Annotated in this window: 17 protein-coding genes; 14 read left to right on the plus strand and 3 right to left on the minus strand. The window is 56.6% G+C overall.

Features of this window, described 5'->3' with window-relative positions:
- The first annotated feature begins 329 nt into the window (after window positions 1–329).
- The 9 genes from L8V22_RS01065 to ffh all read left to right on the plus strand — a co-directional run bounded on the left by L8V22_RS01065 (window position 330) and on the right by ffh (window position 10,914).
- Window positions 330–3,308: a DUF4040 family protein gene (locus L8V22_RS01065; protein WP_238799575.1), complete on the plus strand. Its 2,979-nt coding sequence runs from the start codon at window positions 330–332 to the stop codon at window positions 3,306–3,308.
- A complete protein-coding gene (locus L8V22_RS01070; RefSeq protein ID WP_086587451.1) occupies window positions 3,308–3,784 on the plus strand; it encodes a sodium:proton antiporter in 477 nt (158 codons plus the stop codon). The genes L8V22_RS01065 and L8V22_RS01070 overlap by 1 nt, the downstream gene beginning before the upstream one ends.
- Window positions 3,784–5,325 (plus strand): monovalent cation/H+ antiporter subunit D family protein, encoded by a 1,542-nt coding sequence (locus L8V22_RS01075; RefSeq protein WP_238799578.1) that lies wholly within the window; start codon window positions 3,784–3,786, stop codon window positions 5,323–5,325. The genes L8V22_RS01070 and L8V22_RS01075 overlap by 1 nt, the downstream gene beginning before the upstream one ends.
- The gene (locus L8V22_RS01080) at window positions 5,326–5,859 is read left to right on the plus strand and encodes a monovalent cation/H+ antiporter subunit E (protein WP_238799581.1); all 534 of its coding nucleotides are present in this window, start codon (window positions 5,326–5,328) and stop codon (window positions 5,857–5,859) included. It begins immediately after the preceding gene.
- Window positions 5,856–6,146, plus strand: coding sequence for a cation:proton antiporter (locus tag L8V22_RS01085; protein WP_238799583.1), 291 nt, complete (start codon window positions 5,856–5,858; stop codon window positions 6,144–6,146). The genes L8V22_RS01080 and L8V22_RS01085 overlap by 4 nt, the downstream gene beginning before the upstream one ends.
- A 3-nt stretch (window positions 6,147–6,149) precedes the next feature.
- The gene (locus L8V22_RS01090) at window positions 6,150–6,518 is read left to right on the plus strand and encodes a Na+/H+ antiporter subunit G (RefSeq protein ID WP_238799587.1); all 369 of its coding nucleotides are present in this window, start codon (window positions 6,150–6,152) and stop codon (window positions 6,516–6,518) included.
- A gap of 222 nt (window positions 6,519–6,740) precedes the next feature.
- On the plus strand, window positions 6,741–7,079 hold the full coding sequence (locus tag L8V22_RS01095; RefSeq protein ID WP_238799591.1) for a P-II family nitrogen regulator: 339 nt from the start codon (window positions 6,741–6,743) through the stop codon (window positions 7,077–7,079).
- A 7-nt stretch (window positions 7,080–7,086) separates the two neighbouring features.
- The gene (locus L8V22_RS01100) at window positions 7,087–9,210 is read left to right on the plus strand and encodes a [protein-PII] uridylyltransferase (RefSeq protein ID WP_238799594.1); all 2,124 of its coding nucleotides are present in this window, start codon (window positions 7,087–7,089) and stop codon (window positions 9,208–9,210) included.
- A gap of 51 nt (window positions 9,211–9,261) precedes the next feature.
- Window positions 9,262–10,914, plus strand: a complete 1,653-nt coding sequence (gene ffh / locus L8V22_RS01105; RefSeq protein WP_238799601.1) for a signal recognition particle protein — start codon at window positions 9,262–9,264, stop codon at window positions 10,912–10,914.
- Window positions 10,915–11,052: 138 nt separating this feature from the next.
- On the opposite strand, the gene L8V22_RS01110 is transcribed toward ffh, so the two are convergent.
- Complete coding sequence (locus L8V22_RS01110; protein ID WP_238799604.1) at window positions 11,053–13,320, minus strand: acyltransferase family protein; 2,268 nt, start codon at window positions 13,318–13,320, stop codon at window positions 11,053–11,055.
- 353 nt (window positions 13,321–13,673) lie between these two features.
- Here L8V22_RS01110 and rpsP point away from each other — a divergent pair, with 353 nt between their 5' ends.
- Window positions 13,674–14,189 (plus strand): 30S ribosomal protein S16, encoded by a 516-nt coding sequence (gene rpsP / locus L8V22_RS01115; protein WP_238799611.1) that lies wholly within the window; start codon window positions 13,674–13,676, stop codon window positions 14,187–14,189.
- Window positions 14,190–14,415: 226 nt separating this feature from the next.
- Here the strand turns inward: rpsP and L8V22_RS01120 are convergent, their stop codons facing one another.
- Entirely contained in the window at window positions 14,416–15,102 is a 687-nt protein-coding gene (locus tag L8V22_RS01120) for a TetR/AcrR family transcriptional regulator (protein ID WP_238799613.1), read from the minus strand.
- 38 nt (window positions 15,103–15,140) lie between these two features.
- Window positions 15,141–15,545, minus strand: a complete 405-nt coding sequence (locus L8V22_RS01125) for a cupin domain-containing protein (protein ID WP_238799616.1) — start codon at window positions 15,543–15,545, stop codon at window positions 15,141–15,143.
- Window positions 15,546–15,650: 105 nt separating this feature from the next.
- Between L8V22_RS01125 and rimM the strand changes: the two genes are divergently transcribed.
- From rimM to L8V22_RS01145, 4 genes are all read left to right on the plus strand, one after another.
- Window positions 15,651–16,148, plus strand: a complete 498-nt coding sequence (gene rimM, locus L8V22_RS01130; protein WP_238799617.1) for a ribosome maturation factor RimM — start codon at window positions 15,651–15,653, stop codon at window positions 16,146–16,148.
- The gene (gene trmD, locus L8V22_RS01135; RefSeq protein ID WP_238799618.1) at window positions 16,145–17,017 is read left to right on the plus strand and encodes a tRNA (guanosine(37)-N1)-methyltransferase TrmD; all 873 of its coding nucleotides are present in this window, start codon (window positions 16,145–16,147) and stop codon (window positions 17,015–17,017) included. Before rimM ends, trmD begins: the two co-directional genes overlap by 4 nt.
- A 495-nt stretch (window positions 17,018–17,512) precedes the next feature.
- The gene (locus tag L8V22_RS01140; RefSeq protein WP_238799619.1) at window positions 17,513–18,148 is read left to right on the plus strand and encodes a hypothetical protein; all 636 of its coding nucleotides are present in this window, start codon (window positions 17,513–17,515) and stop codon (window positions 18,146–18,148) included.
- A 145-nt stretch (window positions 18,149–18,293) separates the two neighbouring features.
- Window positions 18,294–20,627: a Tex family protein gene (locus tag L8V22_RS01145; RefSeq protein ID WP_238799620.1), complete on the plus strand. Its 2,334-nt coding sequence runs from the start codon at window positions 18,294–18,296 to the stop codon at window positions 20,625–20,627.
- The last annotated feature ends 91 nt before the right edge of the window (window positions 20,628–20,718 follow it).

Here is a 20,718-nt window from a genome sequence, read left to right on the forward strand (position 1 = left end):
CGTGCGCCTTGGTGTGCTGGGGGAGTTCTTAGTTTTCATGGCTGAGCTCGAGCGTGTAGCAGTCTCGCGAATTCTTTTCGCACATAAGGGACCACCATGTCGCAAACTATGCGGTATAGGCAATTCAATTGCTACGACAAAAAGTACTGCTAAGCGCCTGTGGTTTTTCTGGCTGTGAGCGTAATTGTGACGGTTGTGCTCGCCTTTTATGCGCCAAAAGGGAACGCTGCAATGTGGTTTGACCTTGGTGGGAATGGTAGCCTGAAAGGGCTGTATTTAATGCGAAATTCGCATTAAACCTAGACCAAGGTTCGTGAGGCAAGTATTTCGTGACGCTACTTTATGCAGTCCTCCTCGCGGCGCTGGCAGTGATCTTGGCACCGGTAACCGTAAAGGTTATTGACCGAAAGGCAGGCTATCCACTAGCTGGCCTTTTTGTTATTGCAGCGGTCCTTATTGCCAAGGAATTCCCTGCCATTGCAGCCGGGGAGGAATTGAGTTTCCACGCCACTTGGGTGCGCGATTTCATCGCACCGGGCGTCGACGTAAGTTTTGCTCTCCGCGGGGACGCGTTGAGTATTTTCTTCGCCATGTTGGCGCTGGTCATTGGTGCCGTCGTTTTTACATATTCGGCGGCCTATCTGCCTAAGAATGAGGGTAACACCAGCTTTTATACCTTGATGACAGCGTTTACGCTGTCCATTTTGTTGCTGGTTTTGGCCAATGACGTTGTGGTTTTGTTCCTTGCTTGGGAGCTAGTCTCCTTGGCTTCCTTTATGTTGATTGCGCGCTCTGGTTCGAGCGGTGAAGCTGGTTCGCAGCGCACATTGATCCTGACCTTCATTGGCGGATTGACCCTGCTGACAGGTTTGGGTATTGCTGCGACAGTGACCGGCTCGACTGCGGTATCTGACATTCTGGCTTCGCCGGTATGGACGCAGCGCCCAGGTGTAACGGCGGCCGTAGCCGTGTTGATCGCGGCATCTGCATTTACAAAATCGGCGCAATTCCCATTCCACTTCTGGCTGCCTGAAGCTATGGCCGCCGCCACTCCGGTTTCGGCCTTCCTACACGCAGCCGCCGTGGTAAAGGCCGGTGTCTACCTGCTGATTCGCTTCTCCACGATCTTCCACGATGTGGCGGTTTGGAATTGGTTGCTCATCGTGGTCGGAATGGGTACCGCGGTGATGTCCGCGGTCTTTGCGGTGCAAAAGACGGATTTGAAGAAGCTCACGGCATATTCCACCGTCTCCCATTTGGGCTGGATTGTCGCCACTATCGGTGTGGGAACCCCGTTCGCAATCGCCGCTGCGTTGGTACACACTCTGGCGCACGCATTGTTCAAGTCTTCGCTGTTCATGCTTATTGGCGTCATCGACCACGAGGCTGGTTCGCGCGATATTCGTCGCCTCGGCCCGCTGTGGAATAAGATGCCGTGGACATTTGGCTCGGTAGTTATCGGTGCGGCATCGATGGCCGCGGTACCACCGCTTTTGGGCTTTGTATCCAAGGAGGGAATGCTCACCGCGTTTGAAGACGCCCCGATTGGCAGCACCGGCCAGGTCATTTTGCTCATCGTTGCCGGTATCGGTGCCTTCTTTACCTTTACCTACTCCGCAAAGATTGTTTTTGGCGCCTTCTTCGATGGGCCTCGTGATATGGAGCATGTCCATGAGGCACCGGTGTCCCTGTGGCTGCCCGCTGCATTGCCGGGCTTTATGTCCCTGCCATTGGTATTCGTACTCGGCATCTTTAATACCCCGATCGACCATGCAGTGGCTGCTGTTGGTTTGGAACATCATTCGCACCTAGCCCTCTGGCACGGTCTCAATGTTCCGTTCCTTATCTCGCTCTTGGTCCTCATCGCTGGTATTGCCGGTGTCTTTGCCCGTAAGAAGATGTGGCCAAGCTTTGAAGACAACGAGTTCATGCCGCGCAGCGGCAATGAGTTGCTCCACTCACTGCAGCTAGGCTGCACCCGATTGGGACGAGTCCTAGGCAAGATGTCCGATTCGCATAATCCCTCTCGCCACATGTTGCCGATTGTCATTTTGATCATCGTATTGGCTGCTACCACCCTCATCCGCGATGGTGTTGACGGGGTAGCGCTGCAGCCGCGGGTGGATGGTTTGGACAATCCTTGGGACTTGCTGCCACTGGGCATCATCGCGCTGGCTATGTTTGGGTTGGTGCGCACTCAGAACCGCTTGACCGGTGCCATCATGATCGGGATTGCCGGTTCCGGTGTAACCCTGCAGATGTTCCTGCTCGGCGCGCCCGACGTAGCTTTGACCCAGTTTATGGTGGAAGCCCTATCCGTCATCGTCATGATGATGGTGCTGCGCTACCTGCCGGAAACCTTCCAACCGGTGAAGGATAAGTCCCGCAAGACCGGCTCTATTGTCATCGCAGTATTGGCCGGTGTCGCTGCATTCTTGGGTGTGTGGGGCCTAATGGGCCGACACGAGCGTTCGGATCTGGCCATGTGGTATCTCGATAATGCTCCGGATATCACTGGTGGTGACAACGTTGTGGCTACCATCATCGTGGAATTCCGTGCACTCGATACCTTGGGCGAGCTTTCCGTTCTGGGCATGGCTGCGGTAGTTATCGCAGCTATCACGACGACGCTGCCGCGATTCCCATTCAAGTCGGGCACACGCCCGGCGCCATTCGGGCAGTCGCAGTTGAACTCCGTGCCGTTGCGCAAGGGCGTTCACGTGGTGATTCCGCTGCTGGTCGTCATGTCTATCATCGTTTTCTTCCGTGGACATAATGCCTCTGGCGGTGGCTTCCCGGCGGCATTGATCATGGGTGCGGCGATCGGACTTATTTATCTGTCTCGTGGCTCCGACGAAATCGTCTTTGGCCGCATGACCCCGATTCACCTGACTGGCATTGGAATCATTACTGCCTTGATCGCAGGCTTCGTGGGCTACTTGCACCACGGCCTTGGAAATGGTGGCTTCCTCGCGGCCATTCACGCCGAGGCCTTTGGTCAGCACTGGACTACCTCGCTCATCTTCGATCTGGGCATCTACCTAGCGGTATTGGGCATGTTGACCATGGCGATTAATGCCCTGGGCGGTTACCTGCGCCCTGGCACGGAGCGTGACTTCCTGCCGTGGATTCATGATGATAATTCCGCGCTGCCAACCACGCCGCGCATTTCGCTTGAGGATGTCGACGATCCATATCCGGACCCGATTAACCCCTCGACCGATCCTTGGGCTTTGCTGACGCCATCGGAAGCAAGGACGAAGAGGAAAAATAAACGGTCTATGCCTAAGCGGGGAGGAGAGAAGTAATGATCCTTGCATTGACTATTGCTTTGCTCATAGGCAGTGCCGTCTACCTCATCCAACAGCGCGGTTTGGTGCGCATCGTGTTGGGCATGATGGCCTTCGGACACGGAGCCAACTTAATGCTGCTGGCTACAGGCGTGTACTCCTACCGCGGTGAGTCTTTCCCGTCCCAGGTTCCACACGACCAGATGGCAGATCCGCTGCCGCAGGCCTTCGTGTTGACCGCGGTGGTTATTTCCATGGCCACCTCGACCATTCTGTTGACGATGGCGGCAATGGGTAAGAATGACGACACCGATGTGGTGGAGCCGGTAGATGACAACACCATCGATCATGCCTTTTCAACCTTGGGCCGCGACGCCCAAAATCGCCAGATTCTGGAAGATTCCACCAACCATCTTGACCGTATCGGTCAGGTGGACCACGACACTCCCGTAGCAGAGCGTGGGGCAGCTGAACAGAAGGAGGATGATAAATAATGACTGATGCTGTAGCTCAACTCCTTCCGCTATTCCCAGCGGTCCCGCTGATTGCAGCAGCCTTTGCACTGCTGGCACCGTGGCGTGCGGTGCGCGATTCCATCATGTTGATCATCCCGGGCATGGGAATCTTCGCTGGCCTGGGTCTGCTGATGTACACCATGAACAACGGGGTAGTTGCCCACACAGTGGGCCTATACCAAGGCAATGTGGGTATCCCGTTTGCTGCGGATGCTTTCTCCGCGTTGATGATCATCACCACGATGATTGTCGCTTTTGGCGCCAACTGGTTTGCCATTGCGGGCGGGGAGACCAAATCTCGCTTTTATCCATCGCTCACCTTGATTTTGATCACCGGTGTCTGCGGTGCGCTGCTTACCGCTGACCTCTTTAACTTCTTCGTCTTTATTGAGGTCATGCTCCTGCCGTCCTACGGCCTGATTACCATGTCGGGTACTTGGTCGCGTTTGGCAGCCGGCCGTGCCTTTGTCTTGGTGAACCTATTCGCCTCCACGTTGCTGGTGGTTGGCGTCGGATATATGTACTCGGTTACTGGTGCTGTTAACTTGGGCGCGCTGAAGGGCGCAGCAGCAGGCAACGGACCGGTAACCGTCGCCGCGGGCTTAATCCTCATCGCGATCACCGCCAAGGCCGGCGTGTTCCCGGTGCAGTCGTGGTTGCCGCGCACCTACCCGGGAACCTCGGCTGCGGTGATGGGCCTCTTTTCCGGCCTGCACACCAAGGTAGCCGTGTACATTCTCTACCGCCTCTACGTGCAGCTATTCGACCTGGATCAGCGTTGGAATGTGTTGATCATCGTCATCATGATCATTTCCATGATGATCGGTGCCTTCGGTGGCTTAGCGGAGAACTCTATTCGCCGCGTGCTCGGCTACCAGATGCTCAACGGCATGCCGTTCATTCTGGTCATGCTTGCGTTTACCTCTGATGACCCACGTCGCGCATTGGCAGCCGGCATCATGTACACGATCCACCACATGTTGACCGTCGGTTCGCTGATCCTGGCTTCGGGCGCTATTGAGGAAACCTACGGCACGGGCCTGCTAACCAAGCTTTCCGGTCTCGCTCGCCGGGACCCCATTATCGCGTGGATTTTCGCCGCCGGTGCGTTCTCCGTCGTCGGTTTCCCGCCGTTCTCTGGCATGTGGGGCAAGCTCATGATCGTCTTCGAGATCGCCCGCGTTGGTGGTGCCTGGGCGTGGATTGCCATCGCGGCCATCATTATAGCCTCCTTTGCCGCCTTCTTGGCCATGCTGCGCGTATGGCGCAAGACCTTCTGGGGCAAGGGCTTGCCGGAAGACAAGGTCCCGGATGAATTGATCATCCGCAAAAAGCTCATGGCCCCCTCTGCGGCACTTATCCTTGGTTCGCTGTGCATGTTCATCTTCTCTGGCATTGTCCTAGATGTTGTGGATAGCGCATCGGAACAGCTGCTTGATACCACCGCTTATACTGAAGCCGTCTTGGGAGACGAGCCGATTGCAGTTCCCAATATCGATGAAATTCAGGAGGGCCGTTAAATGAACGCAGTGGTGTATGCATTGTGGCTCATCAAGGAAATCTTCGTTGCCGGCATTAGCCTGGCGGTAGCGGCTTTCAAGCCAGATAATGAATACCACCCGGTTATTATTCGTTATCCACTGCGGGTGACCGGCGCCTGGGAGATCTTTTGGTTTACGTCTTCCATCACCGCAACGCCAGGAACGCTTTCGTTGGGGTTGCGTGAGCCACCCCGCAAGGGGCTGCCGCGCATCGTGCTGGTGCAGGCCGTGCAAGGATCTGACCCGGCGGCAATCGTGGCTGACTTGGCTGATATGGAGCAGCGCCTTGCCCCACGGGTGAAAGACATCGACTATGGTGTCCCAGGCCAAGGGGAGACTACAGAATTGGATGAGGCTTTTTACGAGTATCCCCTCGAATCTGTCGGCCGCTTTATGCGCTCGCCTGACTTGGCTCAGGCGGAGGACACTCCGCTTTCAGAAAGCGAAGCGGACGTCGAAAAGCCAAAGCGTCATGCCCGTAATGTAAAACGCAGAAAGGAGACCGAGCGATGATTGATTTTGCCACATTGTCCCCGTTCGGCTGGGTCGTATTGGTATGCGTATTCATCATTGGCATCGCCACATGGTGCGGCGTGCTGCTCGCGCTGCGCACGCGCGATGAGCTCACTCGCGCAATTACGTCTGACATCGTTTTCTACGGCATGATCTGCATGTACCTGGCATGGTCGATGACCAATAACGCCCCGATGGCGTACTACATTGCACTCCTCGGCGCCATTGCCGCGGGCGTGCTGCCTACGCTATCTATGGCCCGCATTATTTCGAAGGGTAGGAGATAAGCAATGGCTATTTCTGAGATTATCGCCTCGGTGCTACTTATTATCGCCACCATTTTGGTGGTCGCGACGGTGATATCCCTGTGGCGCGCGCCAGACGCATTGACTCGCGCTAACCTGCTGGGCCCTACTGTGGGCCTTGCGGTACCACTGATTATTTTGGCCAAACTAGTCGTGGATTTCGGCCGCGATGGTTTTTCCCTGTGGCTGCTCATTCAAGGACTGATCGCCTGTTTTGGTGTATGGATTATTGGCTCGGTAGGTTCCTTCTACCTTGGACGTTCCATCTACGGCGTGACAGTTACTGACGTCAAGCACGCCAAGCATAACCACAAGAAAGTCCAAACCGTGCAAGCCAAGGAAGACGATATCTAGTCTCCTCAATTGGCTTATGGCGGCGAGCTCTATCTGCGGTCGCGCTTAATAGCGGGAGGGCAGAGGGGGCTCGCTGCTTTTTGGGTTCAACGCATTTTTGGATTCACCGGGCGCTGGATTCATGATGCGAATATAGTGCACAGCAACTGCCGTGCTCGGGCTAGAATGGGTGCACACTATTCGGTGCTTCAAGCCCCGCCCCGAAGAAAGCAAGGAGTAACAATGAAACTCATCACGGCCATCGTCAAGCCCTTCACCCTGCCGGAAATCCGCCAGGCGCTAGAGCAGCAGGAAGTACGCGGTCTCACTGTTACTGAAAGCCAGGGCTTTGGGCAGCAGCGTGGGCATAGCGAGGTATATCGCGGAGCAGAATACGCCACCGATTTTGTACCTAAGGTGAAGTTAGAGGTTGTCGCAGCGGATGACCACGCCGAAGACATCATCAATGCCATCGTGGATGCTGCCTATACCGGCAAGATCGGCGATGGCAAGCTGTGGGTAACCCCAGTAGAAGACGCCATACGTGTGCGCACCGGGGAGCGCGGGGAGTCGGCACTGTAAAACCAGAATGCGTACCGCCGCACAGATTCGCGCCGAGGCCCATGCCTCGGCGCTTCGTGTATTGCGTAGCCTCGAGCTACCACCGGGGACTGCGCTCGCTGCCACCGGGTCCTTTGCGCGCAATGAGATGACCCCGCAGTCAGATATTGATGTCATCCTTATCTATACGGAAGGCTACGATCCAGACCCAGCGCTGGTGGAGAAGCTGTGGTTGCCCGTATGGGATGCCAAGTACCGCCTAGATTATGCCCTGCGCACCCCGCGGGAGTGTGCGGCAATTGCTGCAGAGGATGCTTCTGCTGGCTTTGCACAGTTGGACTTGGCCTTCGTAGCTGGGCGCAAGATTCTAGTTGATGAGGCGCGGGCGCAGCTGCTCGCGGCATGGCGGCGCCAGCTGCAGCGGGGTTTTGATGATTTTGTGGATACCGCGATTATTCGCTGGAAGCGCTCGGGCGCGGTAGCGGCAATGACGAATCCGGACTTGAAAAATGGTCGTGGGGGACTGCGCGATATTCAGCTTCTGCGCGCGATGGCCCTGGGTAACCTGTGCGATTCTCCTGATTTGGACGTCGAAAAGCAGCTGCTTCTCGACGTCCGCACACTCCTGCATGTCAAAGCCCGACGCCACCGCGATATCTTGGATCCTGAGTTTGCCGCTGACGTGGCAGCGGATCTGGGCTTTGAAAATCGCTATGCCTTGACCGCAGCGTTGGTAAGCGCCGCAGCCACTGTTAATAAGGCCGTAGAGCGCGGCCTGGCTACTGCCCGAGGTGTGCTGGGGCGAAAAGCATTGGCGGCGGGCCACGGACAGCGCCGTCCGCTCGATGTGGACGTGGTGGCAGAAGGCGGTGTTATCTATCTCTCACGCAAACCGAATGTAGAGGATCCGTGGTTGCTTACACGCGTGGCAGCTGCCGCGGCGCGCACGGGATATGCCGTTGCCGAGGCTACCTGGCACCAGCTCCAAGGATTGCCGAACTTACCGCCATACTGGCCGCGGGCGGCGGTGGATGATTTCTTCGCTATTTTGTCATCCCCGCAATGCACACCGCGGGTCATTCAGGATTTGGATCGCTATGGCCTGTGGGAGCGCTTAGTGCCGGAATGGGGGCATGTGCGCGGTTTATTGCCGCGCGAGCGTAGCCATGTCAGTGCGGTGGACCATCATCTCATCGCAACGGTTACTCGGTGCGCGCAGGTGCGTACCTCGGTGGCTCGCCCTGATTTATTACTGCTGGCCGCCCTTTACCATGACATCGGTAAGGGCTACGAGCGCCCCCACGCCCAAGTAGGCGCGGAAATGATAGCTCGCCAGGCAGCCCGCATGCGGTTGAGCGTGGCCGATAGGTCGCGCGCCCAAATTCTGGTGGCAGAACATGCCACCTTGGCGCGGCTAGCTGCGACGATGGATCCGCTTTCCGATGCCACTCGCGACGCATTGCTGGCCGCTGCGCATTACGATCCGCTGATTATTTCCCTGTTGGCGGTATTGGCTAAGGCTGATGCGCAATCGACAGGGCCTGGTGTGTGGACACCGCGGGTGGAGCAAGCACAAAAACTTATTGTCTCGCGCGCGCTGGAGGCCCTCAAACCGCGCGTTCTTCACCGCCCCGCGGTGCATGTGCCGCTATCGACTGAGGGCGTTGCACTTACGGTGGATTGGGAAGACCAAGAAGTCACCGTGTCCTGGTGTGGTTCCTCTAAAGGGGAGCTCAAGCGCGTCTTTGCCTTGCTATCTGCTTTGGGGTGGACCATCGTGCGGGCCAATATCGTCAGAGAGGATGACGGTACTTATAAGGCGGAGTTCTTCATCCGCACCGTACAACAGACCCTAAAGGAGGCGGCCCAGGAGATAAGGTTCATCCAGTCTTATAATTCCCGTACCTATACGGAGCTGCCAGATATCGAGGGAGAGGTAACCACCGCGGCTTTTGATGTGGGCGGCATTTTGGTTATCCGTACCGTCGAACGAATTGGCGCTCTGGGGCATTTGATAGAGGCATTGCCAGACTTTGTGTGGCTGCGCCATGAAATTATGGGCGCGACGATGATCGTCAATGCCTTCCTCTCCGGAAACGTTTCCCGCGCTACGGTGGTGGGGAATGTGACCAGGGCCCTGGCAAGGGACTAGGATTAAATAGTTGAACTTTAGATCGATCTAAATTAAGGGAGCGCATCCGTAGTGTTTGACTCACTATCAGACCGCCTACAGTCAGCCCTGGCGGGCCTGCGCGGTAAGGGCAAACTGACCGAGGCTGACATTAATGCCACTGCCCGCGAGATCCGCCTCGCGCTGCTGGAAGCAGACGTGTCTTTGACCGTCGTCCGTGGCTTTATCAAGCGCATCAAAGAACGCGCCCGCGGCGCGGAAGTTTCTGAGGCGCTCAACCCAGCCCAGCAGGTAGTCAAGATCGTCAATGAAGAGCTCATTGAGATCCTCGGCGGCGAAACCCGCCGCTTGAACCTAGCGAAGAACCCACCGACGGTAATTATGCTCGCTGGTTTGCAGGGTGCCGGTAAGACCACGTTGGCCGGCAAGCTGGCCAAGCATCTGGCCAAGCAAGGGCATACCCCGATGCTGGTGGCTTGTGACTTGCAGCGTCCAGGTGCGGTCCAGCAGCTGCAAATCGTCGGCGAGCGCGCCGAGGTGCCGACCTTCGCACCGGATCCGGGAACCTCCCTGGACTCCAATGAGCATGAAATGGGTACCTCCCACGGTGATCCGGTGGACGTCGCCAAGCGCGGCATTGCTGAGGCCAAACAGAAGCAGCACGATGTGGTCATCATCGATACCGCCGGCCGCTTGGGCATTGATGAGACACTCATGACGCAGGCGCGCAATATTCGCGACGCCGTCGATCCGGATGAAGTCCTTTTCGTTATTGATTCCATGATCGGCCAGGATGCTGTGCAGACTGCCGAGGCTTTCCGCGATGGCGTGGACTTTACCGGTGTGGTTCTCACCAAGTTAGACGGTGACGCCCGCGGTGGTGCGGCCCTGTCTATTCGTGAGGTCACCGGCAAGCCCATTATGTATGCCTCTACTGGTGAGAAGCTTGATGATTTCGATGTCTTCCACCCCGAGCGCATGTCCAGCCGTATTTTGGGCATGGGTGACCTGCTTTCCCTTATCGAGCAGGCCGAGGCCACACTTGACCACCAAAAGGCAGAGGAGGCTGCCTCCAAGCTCGGTTCTGGTGAGCTGACGCTGAATGACTTCCTTGAGCAGATGCTGATGATCCGCAAGATGGGACCCATCGGCAACCTGCTGAAGATGATGCCCGGCGGCAAGCAGATGAATGAGATGGCCGCCATGGTGGATGAGAAACAGCTGGACCGCATCCAGGCCATCATCCGTGGTATGACTCCGCAGGAGCGTGAAGATCCGAAGATCCTCAATGCCTCGCGCCGCAAGCGTATTGCTAATGGTTCCGGTGTGAGCGTTTCCGAGGTCAACCAGCTCATCGAGCGCTTCAATCAAGCTAAGAAAATGATGTCCAAGATGGCCGGACAATTCGGCATGGGTGGTATGGGTGGTCGCTCTGCTACCAAGAAGAAGCCGAAGGGCCGCAAGGGCAAAAACGGCAAGCGCAAGAAGGGTAAGGGCGGCGGTGGCAACCGCGGCCCGAAGATGCCAGGCGGAATGCCGGGCATGGGTGGAATGCCAGGTATGCCCGGTGGTGGCGGCATGCCGTCCATGGAAGAGCTGCAAAAGCTCCAGCAGCAAATGGGCGGCGGAGGTGGCATGCCGGGTATGCCAGGCATGCCAAAGATGCCGAAGGGAATGGAAAATATTGACCTCAACAACTTGGATTTTGGCAAGGGCAAAAAGTAGTCTTCCTCAGTCTTAAGACATAGCAAACGAGGCTCCCGCGTTATTGCGGGAGCCTCCTTTTATTGTATGCAGGCTGCTGGAGTCGCCCTATCCCCAGCGCCCTTGGACGCAAACATCTGCGTGCATTCGTGCGAGGTCTTAGACGGCTTCGTCGTACACGGCGTTGGGATAGGGGACTGGATTAGCCTGCGGCTTGCCGGCATCGGTAGGTGCGGCGGGTGCCTTCTCCACAGCTGCTGCGGCCTGCTCCGGTGGGATATCAGGGGCCTCCTGCTGAACCTTTTCCCCGTTGAGGAATGGCTGCAGGGCCTCGCGAATCATTGGCATAGCCGAATCCGCGAAGGCATTGGTGATGTGGTGCATGTCGCGGTAGACCATCGTATTGCCGATGATGACTGGGCAGTCACCATTAGCATCGCAGAACCACGGGGCGGTATCTACCGAGAGCATATTCTGGTACTTCGATAGCACTACTGCACCGGGGTCATAGGGCTGGTAGACCTGCTCAAAGCGCATGCCGCAACCATAGGCATCTTCGGTGGCTACGTAGCACTCATCAAACTCGCGCGGACGGCCCTCCTCATCGAAGCCCCATGGGTTATCACGGAAGCCCAAGAAGGGGATATCGCGCTCGGCTAGCTCCTCCCAAAATGCCTGGTAGCCTGCGGGGACAGCATCAGGGCCGGTGCCTTCCTCATTTTGCGGGCGCGTGGTATTTGAGATCACCAAGGCTGGGTCTGCTTCTTCGATGCGGTCCATGACCAATTTTCCCCATTCGGCGCACTCTGGGGTCACAGTGACATCGTCGCCCAGCTCGATCGGGCAACCTTGACGTAGTAACGGAACCAATTTAAAGCCCATTTCCTTGCCCAGGCGGTCAAGCGCGGAAGAATACTGTTCCGCGTGGGAACCGCCGACCAAAAAGACTTCTTTCTCCGCGTTTACGTCACCGAATGTGCACGGAGTTTTCCTGTCTTTGCGGGTTTCGAAGAAAAAATCAGCAGGCATGCTATCCGGTACGAAGCACCAGTTTGCGGCCACCGGTGGTTGGATGCCGCGGGCCAGAATTGGGTCTGGCTTAATCTCTACGTTATCCGGTGGGGTGAGGTTATTGATGAACGTCGTTGCACCCGGGTAGACGGAAGGATCCAAAAGCTCTGTATCGGCATCATCAAGCGTGCGCATCCACAGCGGTTGGATGGCCAAGAGGCCGATAACGGACGCAGCAACCACGACACCACCGACGCCGCGAGCAGCGCCTGCCGGTTTACGCAACGTCGATAGGCCCTTGCGCACCGGCAAATCCTCGGCCGTGGGGCGCTTGCGATGCTGTCGTAGTGGACGCTCCAAAAATCGGTGCGTGAGGTCCGCCAGCACCAGAGAAATAATGATAATGACAACGCCCAGCCACCACGATGGGGTTTCTTGACCCAAATAAGAGGTGGACAGGATAAGCAGAGGCCAGTGCCACAGGTAGAGCGGATATGCAACATCGCCCAACCAACGGGCCTGTTTGGACGCCATGGCCTTGGAAATCTTGCCACCGCCACCCAAGATGATGAGCACGGCGCCACCCAGTGGCAAAAGCGAAAGCGGGCCAGGATAAGCGGTGGTATCCGCGATGAGTGCACCGGTAAAGACGAGCATCAAAAGGCCCAAACCCGTAAAGAGGTCATAAAGGCGGGGCGGAATCTTCCATGTGGAACCGTAGATGGCTAGGACAGCACCCAAGGTCAACTCCCAAGCGCGTGACCACGTGGAGTAGTAGTTCTCCGGGGTGCCATAGAGACCGTGGCGCGAAGCGTAGGCGAAGGAGACAAGGGTGACCACAATGAGGATCGGGCCCGCAATCTGGTTGACCGTGGGGAAGCTGCGCTTGCCCAGCGGTTGGTGCTTCGGCCGGAACTTCATGATGGCCGCCAAGATGATCGCAAAGGCAATGCCCATAATGTAGAACTGACCCTGCACGGCCATGGACCACATGTGCTGCAGCGGGGAGGTCTCGGCTGCGGCTGCGGCGTAGTCGGCGTTTTGTTCCGCCAACTCCCAGTTCTGGTAGTACAGCATGGTGGCAGTGATCTGCTGGGTGAGCTCGGTGCGCATTAGCTGCGGGGTGAAAATTCGCACTAGGATGTAGGTTACGCCGATGACCAAAACCAAGCTGGGCACCAAACGCCGCAAGGTGCGCCAGATGGGCCACCAAGGGTTCAAAGAAGCATTGGGCTTGCTGGCGTAGCGCAACTGGGAACCCAAGAAGAAGTAGCCGGAAAGCAGCAAGAATACGTCCACGCCGCCGGAGACGCGTCCAACGAATACGTGGTAGATAACTACTAGGCCGATGGCAATACCGCGAAGACCATCAAGGTCATAGCGGTACCGGAAATTTCGGGGTGATTCTTTAGTCATAAACTGTCTTTTCGTGCGTTAACGCCTTGATAGTGAGGCAGAAAGCGCGCCATTCATATGAAACGAAATGTCTATATTCGGCCCTTAAGGCTACTCTGCTTTAGTATCGATGGCATAATGAACCTGCGTGTGTGGCGTCGCGATTTTTAAAATTGCAGATATTCGCGCTAACCTATTTTAAGTTGTCTACTCGGATATTCTGAGCTAGGTAATCAATAGAACGTAATATTCTGCGTAGCACCGTTCCCGTCTACGGTCGGCCGGTATGTCACGCGCAGATTAAATCCAAGGGTTGAACCGGCGCACTATCTGGTGCGCGTCTGTACTGCCCAGTGACTAGAAAAGGAGCCGTCATGGCTGTCAAGATCAAGCTGCAGCGTTTGGGCAAGGTCCGCGCTGCTGAGTACCGCGTTGTTATTGCTGATGCGCGCACCCGTCGTAACGGTAAGGTTATCGAGAACATCGGTATCTACCACCCGAAGGAAGAGCCTTCCCTCATCCAGATCGATTCTGAGCGTGCACAGCACTGGCTGTCCGTTGGTGCTCAGCCAACCGAGCCGGTTCTTGCTCTGCTGAAGGTCACCGGTGACTGGCAGAAGCACAAGGGTCTGCCAGGTGCAGAAGGCACCCTGAAGGTTGCTGAGGAGAAGAAGTCCAAGCTGGATATCTTTAACGAGGCACTGGCTGAGGCTAACAACGGCCCAACCATCGAGGCCATCACCGAAAAGAAGAAGAAGGCTAAGGAAGAGGCTGAGAAGAAGGCCGCTGAGGAAGCTGCTGCAGCAGAAGCTGCCGCTGCTGCCGCCGGCGAAGCTGACGCCGAGGCCGAAGAGAAGGCTGAGGAAGCTTCCGAGGAGTCTGCAGAGTAATCTGCCTTTCTTTGCTTAGCGCACAGAGCTTCTAGCTTTGGGCCCTGTCTACGCCACTGTGAAAGTGGAGTAGACAGGGCCTTTGTGTTGTGTGGGTGAAAACCCACCGGCACAAAAAGATGACCGTGCACGCATGTCCTTGGTGGTACTGCATGCACGGTCATTTCTTAGAAGGACATGGCGAAAACCCGGAGGCTACCTCGGCTGGGGAGAGTGGGCTTTTCCTTTAGTTTTGTGGCTTATAGTTGGCGTAGCGAGTGTAGACATTAGACGGATCTTTAAAGTCCATGCCGCGTAGGCCGCCGGCAACAACCGGACCAAAAAGTTCTAGGATCTGCTCCCGCGGTAGCTGTGACAGGGGGCCGTCAATGGCCAGAACGGTAAAGCCATGGATGGTAGACCACGCCAAAAGTGCGTTCTGCATGAAATAAGTGGAGTCAGTAGTGTTGTCCAAAGCTTGCGCGTGGCGTGTTAAAAGGGCGAAAAAGTCGCGAATCTGCTGAAGGTGATCCATCTTCGGGTCATCTTCGGTGTGGGGATCTACACCGAGCATAAAGCGCAGTGCCTTCCATTCCAGCATGCAGCGGAAGTAATTGGTTTCATCCAAGGCAAACTCAAGGTATGCGTAACCGATTTGCATTAGGTGCTCTGGAAAGTCCAGGTGCTCGGCCGCCTCAGTGGTCTCGTGCAGGCGCCGGACCAATTCATCGGTGGCGAGCTCGGCTACCTTATCGTGCAGCTCGTTTTGGTCCTTGAAGTGGCGGTAGGCGGAGGTAGGGGATACTCCGGCTTCGCGGGTAACAGCGCGGACGGTGATGGCGCTAGGACCGCTTCTCTTGCCTAGTTGGACTGCGATGCGGAGCAGCTCATCGTGGAGGTTTCCATGATGGTAGGGCTTATTATGCGATTCCATGAGACTCATTTTATCACCAAAACTTATGTTCGTATAAACTACTTTGTCAGCATGGTGAGCAGCAAAATTGCGGGGATGGAGCTACCGGAATCCGCTGCGGCAGCCTCAACTTTATGCACCTCATATGCAGGAAGATGTACGATTGTGCCGGGAGTAAGGGCGACGGTTTCTTCACCATAAGTGAAGTTGAGCTGCCCGCGGAGCGTCTGCACGGTAATGGGATGAGCTGCTTTGTGGTCAGGCAGGGATTGTCCTGGTGCAAAGCTAAAGAGGATGAGATTAGCGCCATCGGCGCTCAAGACGCGCTGTACGCCTGGTCGAGGGCGCTGTGGATCCGTATCCGGTGCGCTATCGAGCAAGTTAATTGTGGTCATAGCGGACGCGGGGCCCAGCTGGGAAGCCGTGCCGAAGGTTTCCGGGGAGTTGGTAGGTACATCGCTCATGTGCCTACTTTAACGGCAATCAATCCCAGCGGCCGGAGCTTTTAACAAGTGGTTGAAAACCCATCACTGACAAGGGTAAAAGGCCAGTGCTGTAGACTTTCCGCTATGGAATTGATGATTGGTCGCGTGATTAAATCGCACGGCGTAAAAGGTGAAGTCGTAGTTGAGACCACTACTGACGAACCGGAAGTGCGCTTTGCGGTGGGGGAAGTGCTCCATGGTACGCAGGGCAAAAAAGAGCACACGCTAACTATCAAGGCAGTCCGCACTCACAAGGGAAGGCTGCTCATTACTTTCGAAGAAATTAAAGACCGCAATGTGGCAGATAGCCTGCGAGGTACGAAGTTTTTCGCCGCGCCGCTCGATAGTGATGATGATGGGTTTTATGACCACGAGCTAGAAGGACTCCACGTACTTCTAGAGGGCAAGGCAGTTGGTGAGGTTACGTCGGTCGTTCACGGAGGAAGCCAAGATTTGCTGGAGGTAAATCTCGACAGCGGCAAGGAAGTGCTCATTCCTTTCGTGCATGCCATTGTTCCTGAGGTGGACCTTGCAGCCGGGACGTGCACCATCGACCCGCCGGAAGGGTTACTGGACCTATGAGGCTAGATGTTGTCACCATCTTTCCGGAGTACTTGGAGCCGTTGCGACATGCACTTTTAGGAAAGGCCATTGAACAAGGTCGCCTTGAAGTAGGCGTACATGATCTGCGGCAGTGGGCGACGGATGCTCATAAATCCGTTGATGATTCGCCAGTCGGTGGCGGCCCCGGCATGGTTATGAAGCCGGAAGTATGGGGGCCGGCACTTGATAGCGTCGCTATGCAAGAAAGCGCACCGAACCTAGAATCGGCCCTTCCTCACCTGAACCGTCCCCGCCACGATGAGCTTGAAGGAGTAGAGGCGCACGCCTACGCGGTTGATGCCCAACCCGAAGAGGATAGTGACCTCCCGCTACTCATTGTGCCGACGCCAACGGGAAAACCGTTTACTCAAGCGGATGCGCGTGCGTGGTCGAATGAGGAGCACATCGTCTTTGCCTGTGGGCGTTATGAGGGCATCGACCAGCGAGTGGTAGATGATGCGGCTCGTCGCTACCGCGTGCGTGAGGTATCCATCGGTGATTATGTGCTGATCGGTGGGGAAGTAGCGACGTTGGTTATTGCAGAGGCCGTGGTGCGGCTTATTCCAGGCGTGCTGGGAAATAAGCGCTCCCATGAAGAGGATTCCTTTTCTGATGGTCTCCTGGAGGGCCCGAGCTATACCAAGCCGCGAGAGTGGCGGGGTCTGGCCGTACCGGACGTTTTGACCTCGGGAAACCACGCCTTGGTGGATAAGTGGCGGCGCGAACAAGCATTATTGCGCACTTGGCAGCGCCGTCCCGAGCTGCTGGAAGTAGCCGAGCTCGACAAAGGCGATAGAGCCTTTATTGCGCAGTTGGAGCAGGACGCTAATGCTAAGGGTAAAGGCTAATGGAGGTTAGTGCTGATCTGTCTGTCCTTCTAGGAACCCGGGAGTGTGAGGATTGCCTCGCAGGACTGCCTGAGAGGCTACGCACTCAGGACTTTCACCCGGCAAGCATTTTCGTCATTCAGGTAGCGGAGTCATGCCCGGATAACAGCCCGTTGGCACAGGAATACCGTTTTAGGTTTGGCCAGCGGCCGCAAGGAATTCCGGTGTGGCGGCTCATAGTTAACGGTGAGACCGCACAACCCCTAGCCGCGGTGACCCCCATTGTGGCGGAATGTTTGCCCCCGGAAGCGATTTGGTTGGGGAGTGCGGAAATCGGTTTTACAGAGATGGGGCTTGGTACCCCGGCGGTATGGCGGGCGGAAGCTGCGCAATAGGCGGCGGTTAGATGATTATTTGCCGCTTTTTCACGTTAAATCTGCAGCGTTTAAGGCGTCTGGGGCTATAGTAAAGGGGACATTCCCTCTAAGTTTCTATTCCCAAGGTGGTCCCTTAACCATGACGACTCCCAATGGCAATAATAACGGTGGATATAACCAGCAGCCGCCCCAGTACAACCAACAGTATTATCCCCAGCCACAGCAAAGCGGCGGCGTCAGCGGTGCCACGATCGCCGCGATTATCGCGGCAATTGTAGCGGTAATCGCGGTGGCCGCCATGGTCATTATGTTCGTGACCAATGACAAGAGCGATTCTACGGATAGCGTTGCCGCCGATAGTCAATTCCAGCAGGCGGATGCGAATACCGGATCCGGATCTGGGGCAGGGGCCGGCAAGAAATCCGGTTCCGCCGAGGATGCTGCAGAGGATGAAGACTCCGTCCCTGTCACGGTGACCGAGACCAAGGATGCTCCGGCGCCAGCGCCGGCACAGGCTGGTTCCGCTGGCAGCAGCAATGGACATTCGTGGAATGATTACACCAGCTATTACGCGGCTACCAGCAAGACCTCCAGTGGTTTTGCCAGCAACGTCTACACCGCTTTTATGAATAACTGGGTTGCGGGCGGCGGCACCAACGTTACCTTGAGCGTCTATTCGCCGGCCACCGGTGGAACCTACACCATGTACTGCTCCGGTAGCTCCGCCCGAGTTTCCTGCTCCGGCGGCGATAACGCCCGCGTGGTTATCCACTAGCACGCGCCACATAAAACCTCCTTTCCTTGCTGGGAAAGGAGGTTTTATGCGTTAAGGGGGCGTCGGCAAGCGAAGGCGGTGTAAGAGCCGTGCGGTAAATTGGGTGGGTCTAATCCCAAACCTCGAGAAAGAGTGAGGAGACCACGTGAATATTGCGGCAACCATCGCTGCCGAGCTCAATGTGAAGGAAACGCAAATTTCTACCGCGTTGCAGCTGCTTGCGGAGGGCAATACCGTGCCTTTTATTGCCCGCTACCGCAAGGAGGCTACCGGCGGGCTGGATGACTCCCAGCTGCGCACTATTGAAGAGCGCGCGAACTACCTAAAAGAATTGCAGGAGCGTAAGGAGACCATCCTTGCGGCGATTGAGGAGCAAGGCAAGCTTAGCGACGCCCTCAAGGAACAAATCCTTGCCTGCGATACCAAGGCGCGCCTGGAGGACCTGTACCTGCCGTATAAAAAGCGCCGCAAAACCAAGGCAGATATTGCCCGCGAGGCAGGCCTAGAAGAGCTGACCGATAAGCTCATCGCGGATCCTCACGCCACCCCAGAAGACTTGGCGCAGGCCTTCCTTTGCGAGGGTTTTGAAGATACCAAGAAGGCCCTCGACGGTGCCCGCGCCATCTTGGTGGATCGCTTCGCACTCGATGCTGACCTGGTAGGTGAGGTGCGAGAGCGCATGTTTAATGAAGGCGCGATGGGCGCGCACGTTGTTGAAGGCAAGGAAGCAGAAGGGGCGAAGTTTAAGGATTACTTCTCCTTCAATGAGCCTTTCCATACGTTGCCGTCGCACCGCATTTTGGCGCTCCTGCGGGGCGAGAATGAGGGCGTATTGCAGCTGCAGCTAGATCCTGGCGATGATGCTGACTATGAAGATCTTATTGCTTCCCGATTCGAACTGGATCGATCGTCCAAGTGGCTTGCTGACGCCGTCCATTGGGGCTGGCGCACCAAGCTTTATATTTCCTCCAGCCTGGATATACGCATGCGCCTGAAAGGGGTGGCAGAGGAAGGTGCCCTTAAAATCTTTGCCACTAATTTACGAGACGTCCTGCTCGCGGCGCCGGCGGGCCAGCGAGCCACCATCGGCTTGGATCCTGGATACCGCAATGGCGTCAAATGCGCGATTGTGGACAAAACCGGCAAAGTGCTCGATACCGCGATTGTCTACCCGCATCAGCCGCAGAATCAGTGGAGCCAGGCACTACAGACCTTGTCTACCTTGTGTGCCAAGCATTCTGTGGACCTTATGGCCATCGGAAACGGTACTGCCTCCCGTGAGACCGAGAAGCTCGCCCAGGATACTGCGGACCTCATCAAGCAGGCCGGGGGTAAGCGGCCCACGCCCGTCGTAGTGTCGGAATCCGGCGCCTCAGTGTATTCTGCCTCGCAGCTAGCAGCGGAGGAATTCCCCGATATGGATGTCTCGCTGCGTGGTGCAGTTTCCATCGCCCGTCGTCTGCAGGATCCTCTGGCGGAGCTGGTAAAGATCGATCCGAAGGCTATTGGGGTGGGGCAGTATCAGCACGACGTTAACCAGACCGCGCTAGCCCGCACCCTCGATGGTGTGGTGGAAAGTGCCGTGAACGGCGTGGGCGTGGATCTCAACACTGCCTCCGTCCCGCTGCTCGAGCGGGTGGCTGGAGTCAATTCCACCATTGCTGCCAATATCGTGGCCTACCGCAACGAAAACGGCACCTTTGCTTCCCGCAAGGAATTGAAGAAGGTGCCGCGACTCGGACCTAAGGCTTTTGAGCAGTCCGCCGGCTTCCTTCGCATCAATGGCGGCACCGATCCGCTGGATGCCTCCGCCGTGCACCCTGAGGCTTATCCGGTTGTCTCCCGCATTGCGGAAAAGACCGGTCTGGGAATTTCTGAGCTTATTGGCAATACCCGCGTACTTTCCAAGCTTGCGCCAGCAGATTTTGCCGATGATACTTTTGGTATCCCTACGGTGAGCGATATCATCGCTGAGCTGGATAAACCCGGCCGTGACCCGCGTCCGGAGTTTAAGACCGCTACCTTCAAGGAGGGGGTGCATAAGGTCTCCGATCTCACCCCGGGAATGATCCTTGAGGGCGCAGTTACCAACGTGGCGGCCTTTGGCGCTTTTGTAGATGTTGGAGTGCATCAGGACGGTCTCGTCCACGTTTCTGCTATGAGCCACAAGTTCGTCTCTGATCCGCACGAGGTCGTGCGCTCCGGCCAAGTGGTCAAGGTAAAAGTCATGGAAGTCGACGTCGAACGTCAGCGCATCGGTTTGTCTTTGCGTCTAGATGATGAACCGGGGCTGCAGGCTCCCAAGCGCCGCGGCGATGCGCAGTGCTCCGCCAAGTCCGGGGACAGGGGAGAAGGTAAGCGCTCCGGTCACAAGTCTGGGCGCGGTTCCCGGGGTGGCTCGCACGGCCGCACCGGCGGTCAAGGCGGCTCCGGTGGTGGTGGAGCCATGGCCGATGCCTTGAAGAAGGCAGGCTTCTAGCCGTCGTGGGCTAGCCTTTCTACCTGCTGCTTTTGCTCCCATCGTTGCGTACGGTGGGAGTTTTTGCATTCTGGAGGGAAGAATTCCTCCA

The sequence above is a fragment of the Corynebacterium yonathiae genome (assembly GCF_027570195.1).
Lineage (GTDB): Bacteria > Actinomycetota > Actinomycetes > Mycobacteriales > Mycobacteriaceae > Corynebacterium > Corynebacterium yonathiae.

Coding starts and splice junctions, on each gene's coding strand:
- L8V22_RS01070 (WP_086587451.1), top strand. CDS start 3,308: ATGATCCTTGCATTGACTATTGCTTTGCTCATAGGCAGTGCCGTCTAC.
- L8V22_RS01075 (WP_238799578.1), top strand. CDS start 3,784: ATGACTGATGCTGTAGCTCAACTCCTTCCGCTATTCCCAGCGGTCCCG.
- L8V22_RS01080 (WP_238799581.1), top strand. CDS start 5,326: ATGAACGCAGTGGTGTATGCATTGTGGCTCATCAAGGAAATCTTCGTT.
- L8V22_RS01085 (WP_238799583.1), top strand. CDS start 5,856: ATGATTGATTTTGCCACATTGTCCCCGTTCGGCTGGGTCGTATTGGTA.
- L8V22_RS01090 (WP_238799587.1), top strand. CDS start 6,150: ATGGCTATTTCTGAGATTATCGCCTCGGTGCTACTTATTATCGCCACC.
- L8V22_RS01095 (WP_238799591.1), top strand. CDS start 6,741: ATGAAACTCATCACGGCCATCGTCAAGCCCTTCACCCTGCCGGAAATC.
- L8V22_RS01100 (WP_238799594.1), top strand. CDS start 7,087: ATGCGTACCGCCGCACAGATTCGCGCCGAGGCCCATGCCTCGGCGCTT.
- L8V22_RS01110 (WP_238799604.1), bottom strand. CDS start 13,320: ATGACTAAAGAATCACCCCGAAATTTCCGGTACCGCTATGACCTTGAT.
- rpsP (WP_238799611.1), top strand. CDS start 13,674: ATGGCTGTCAAGATCAAGCTGCAGCGTTTGGGCAAGGTCCGCGCTGCT.
- L8V22_RS01120 (WP_238799613.1), bottom strand. CDS start 15,102: ATGGAATCGCATAATAAGCCCTACCATCATGGAAACCTCCACGATGAG.
- L8V22_RS01125 (WP_238799616.1), bottom strand. CDS start 15,545: ATGAGCGATGTACCTACCAACTCCCCGGAAACCTTCGGCACGGCTTCC.
- rimM (WP_238799617.1), top strand. CDS start 15,651: ATGGAATTGATGATTGGTCGCGTGATTAAATCGCACGGCGTAAAAGGT.
- trmD (WP_238799618.1), top strand. CDS start 16,145: ATGAGGCTAGATGTTGTCACCATCTTTCCGGAGTACTTGGAGCCGTTG.
- L8V22_RS01140 (WP_238799619.1), top strand. CDS start 17,513: ATGACGACTCCCAATGGCAATAATAACGGTGGATATAACCAGCAGCCG.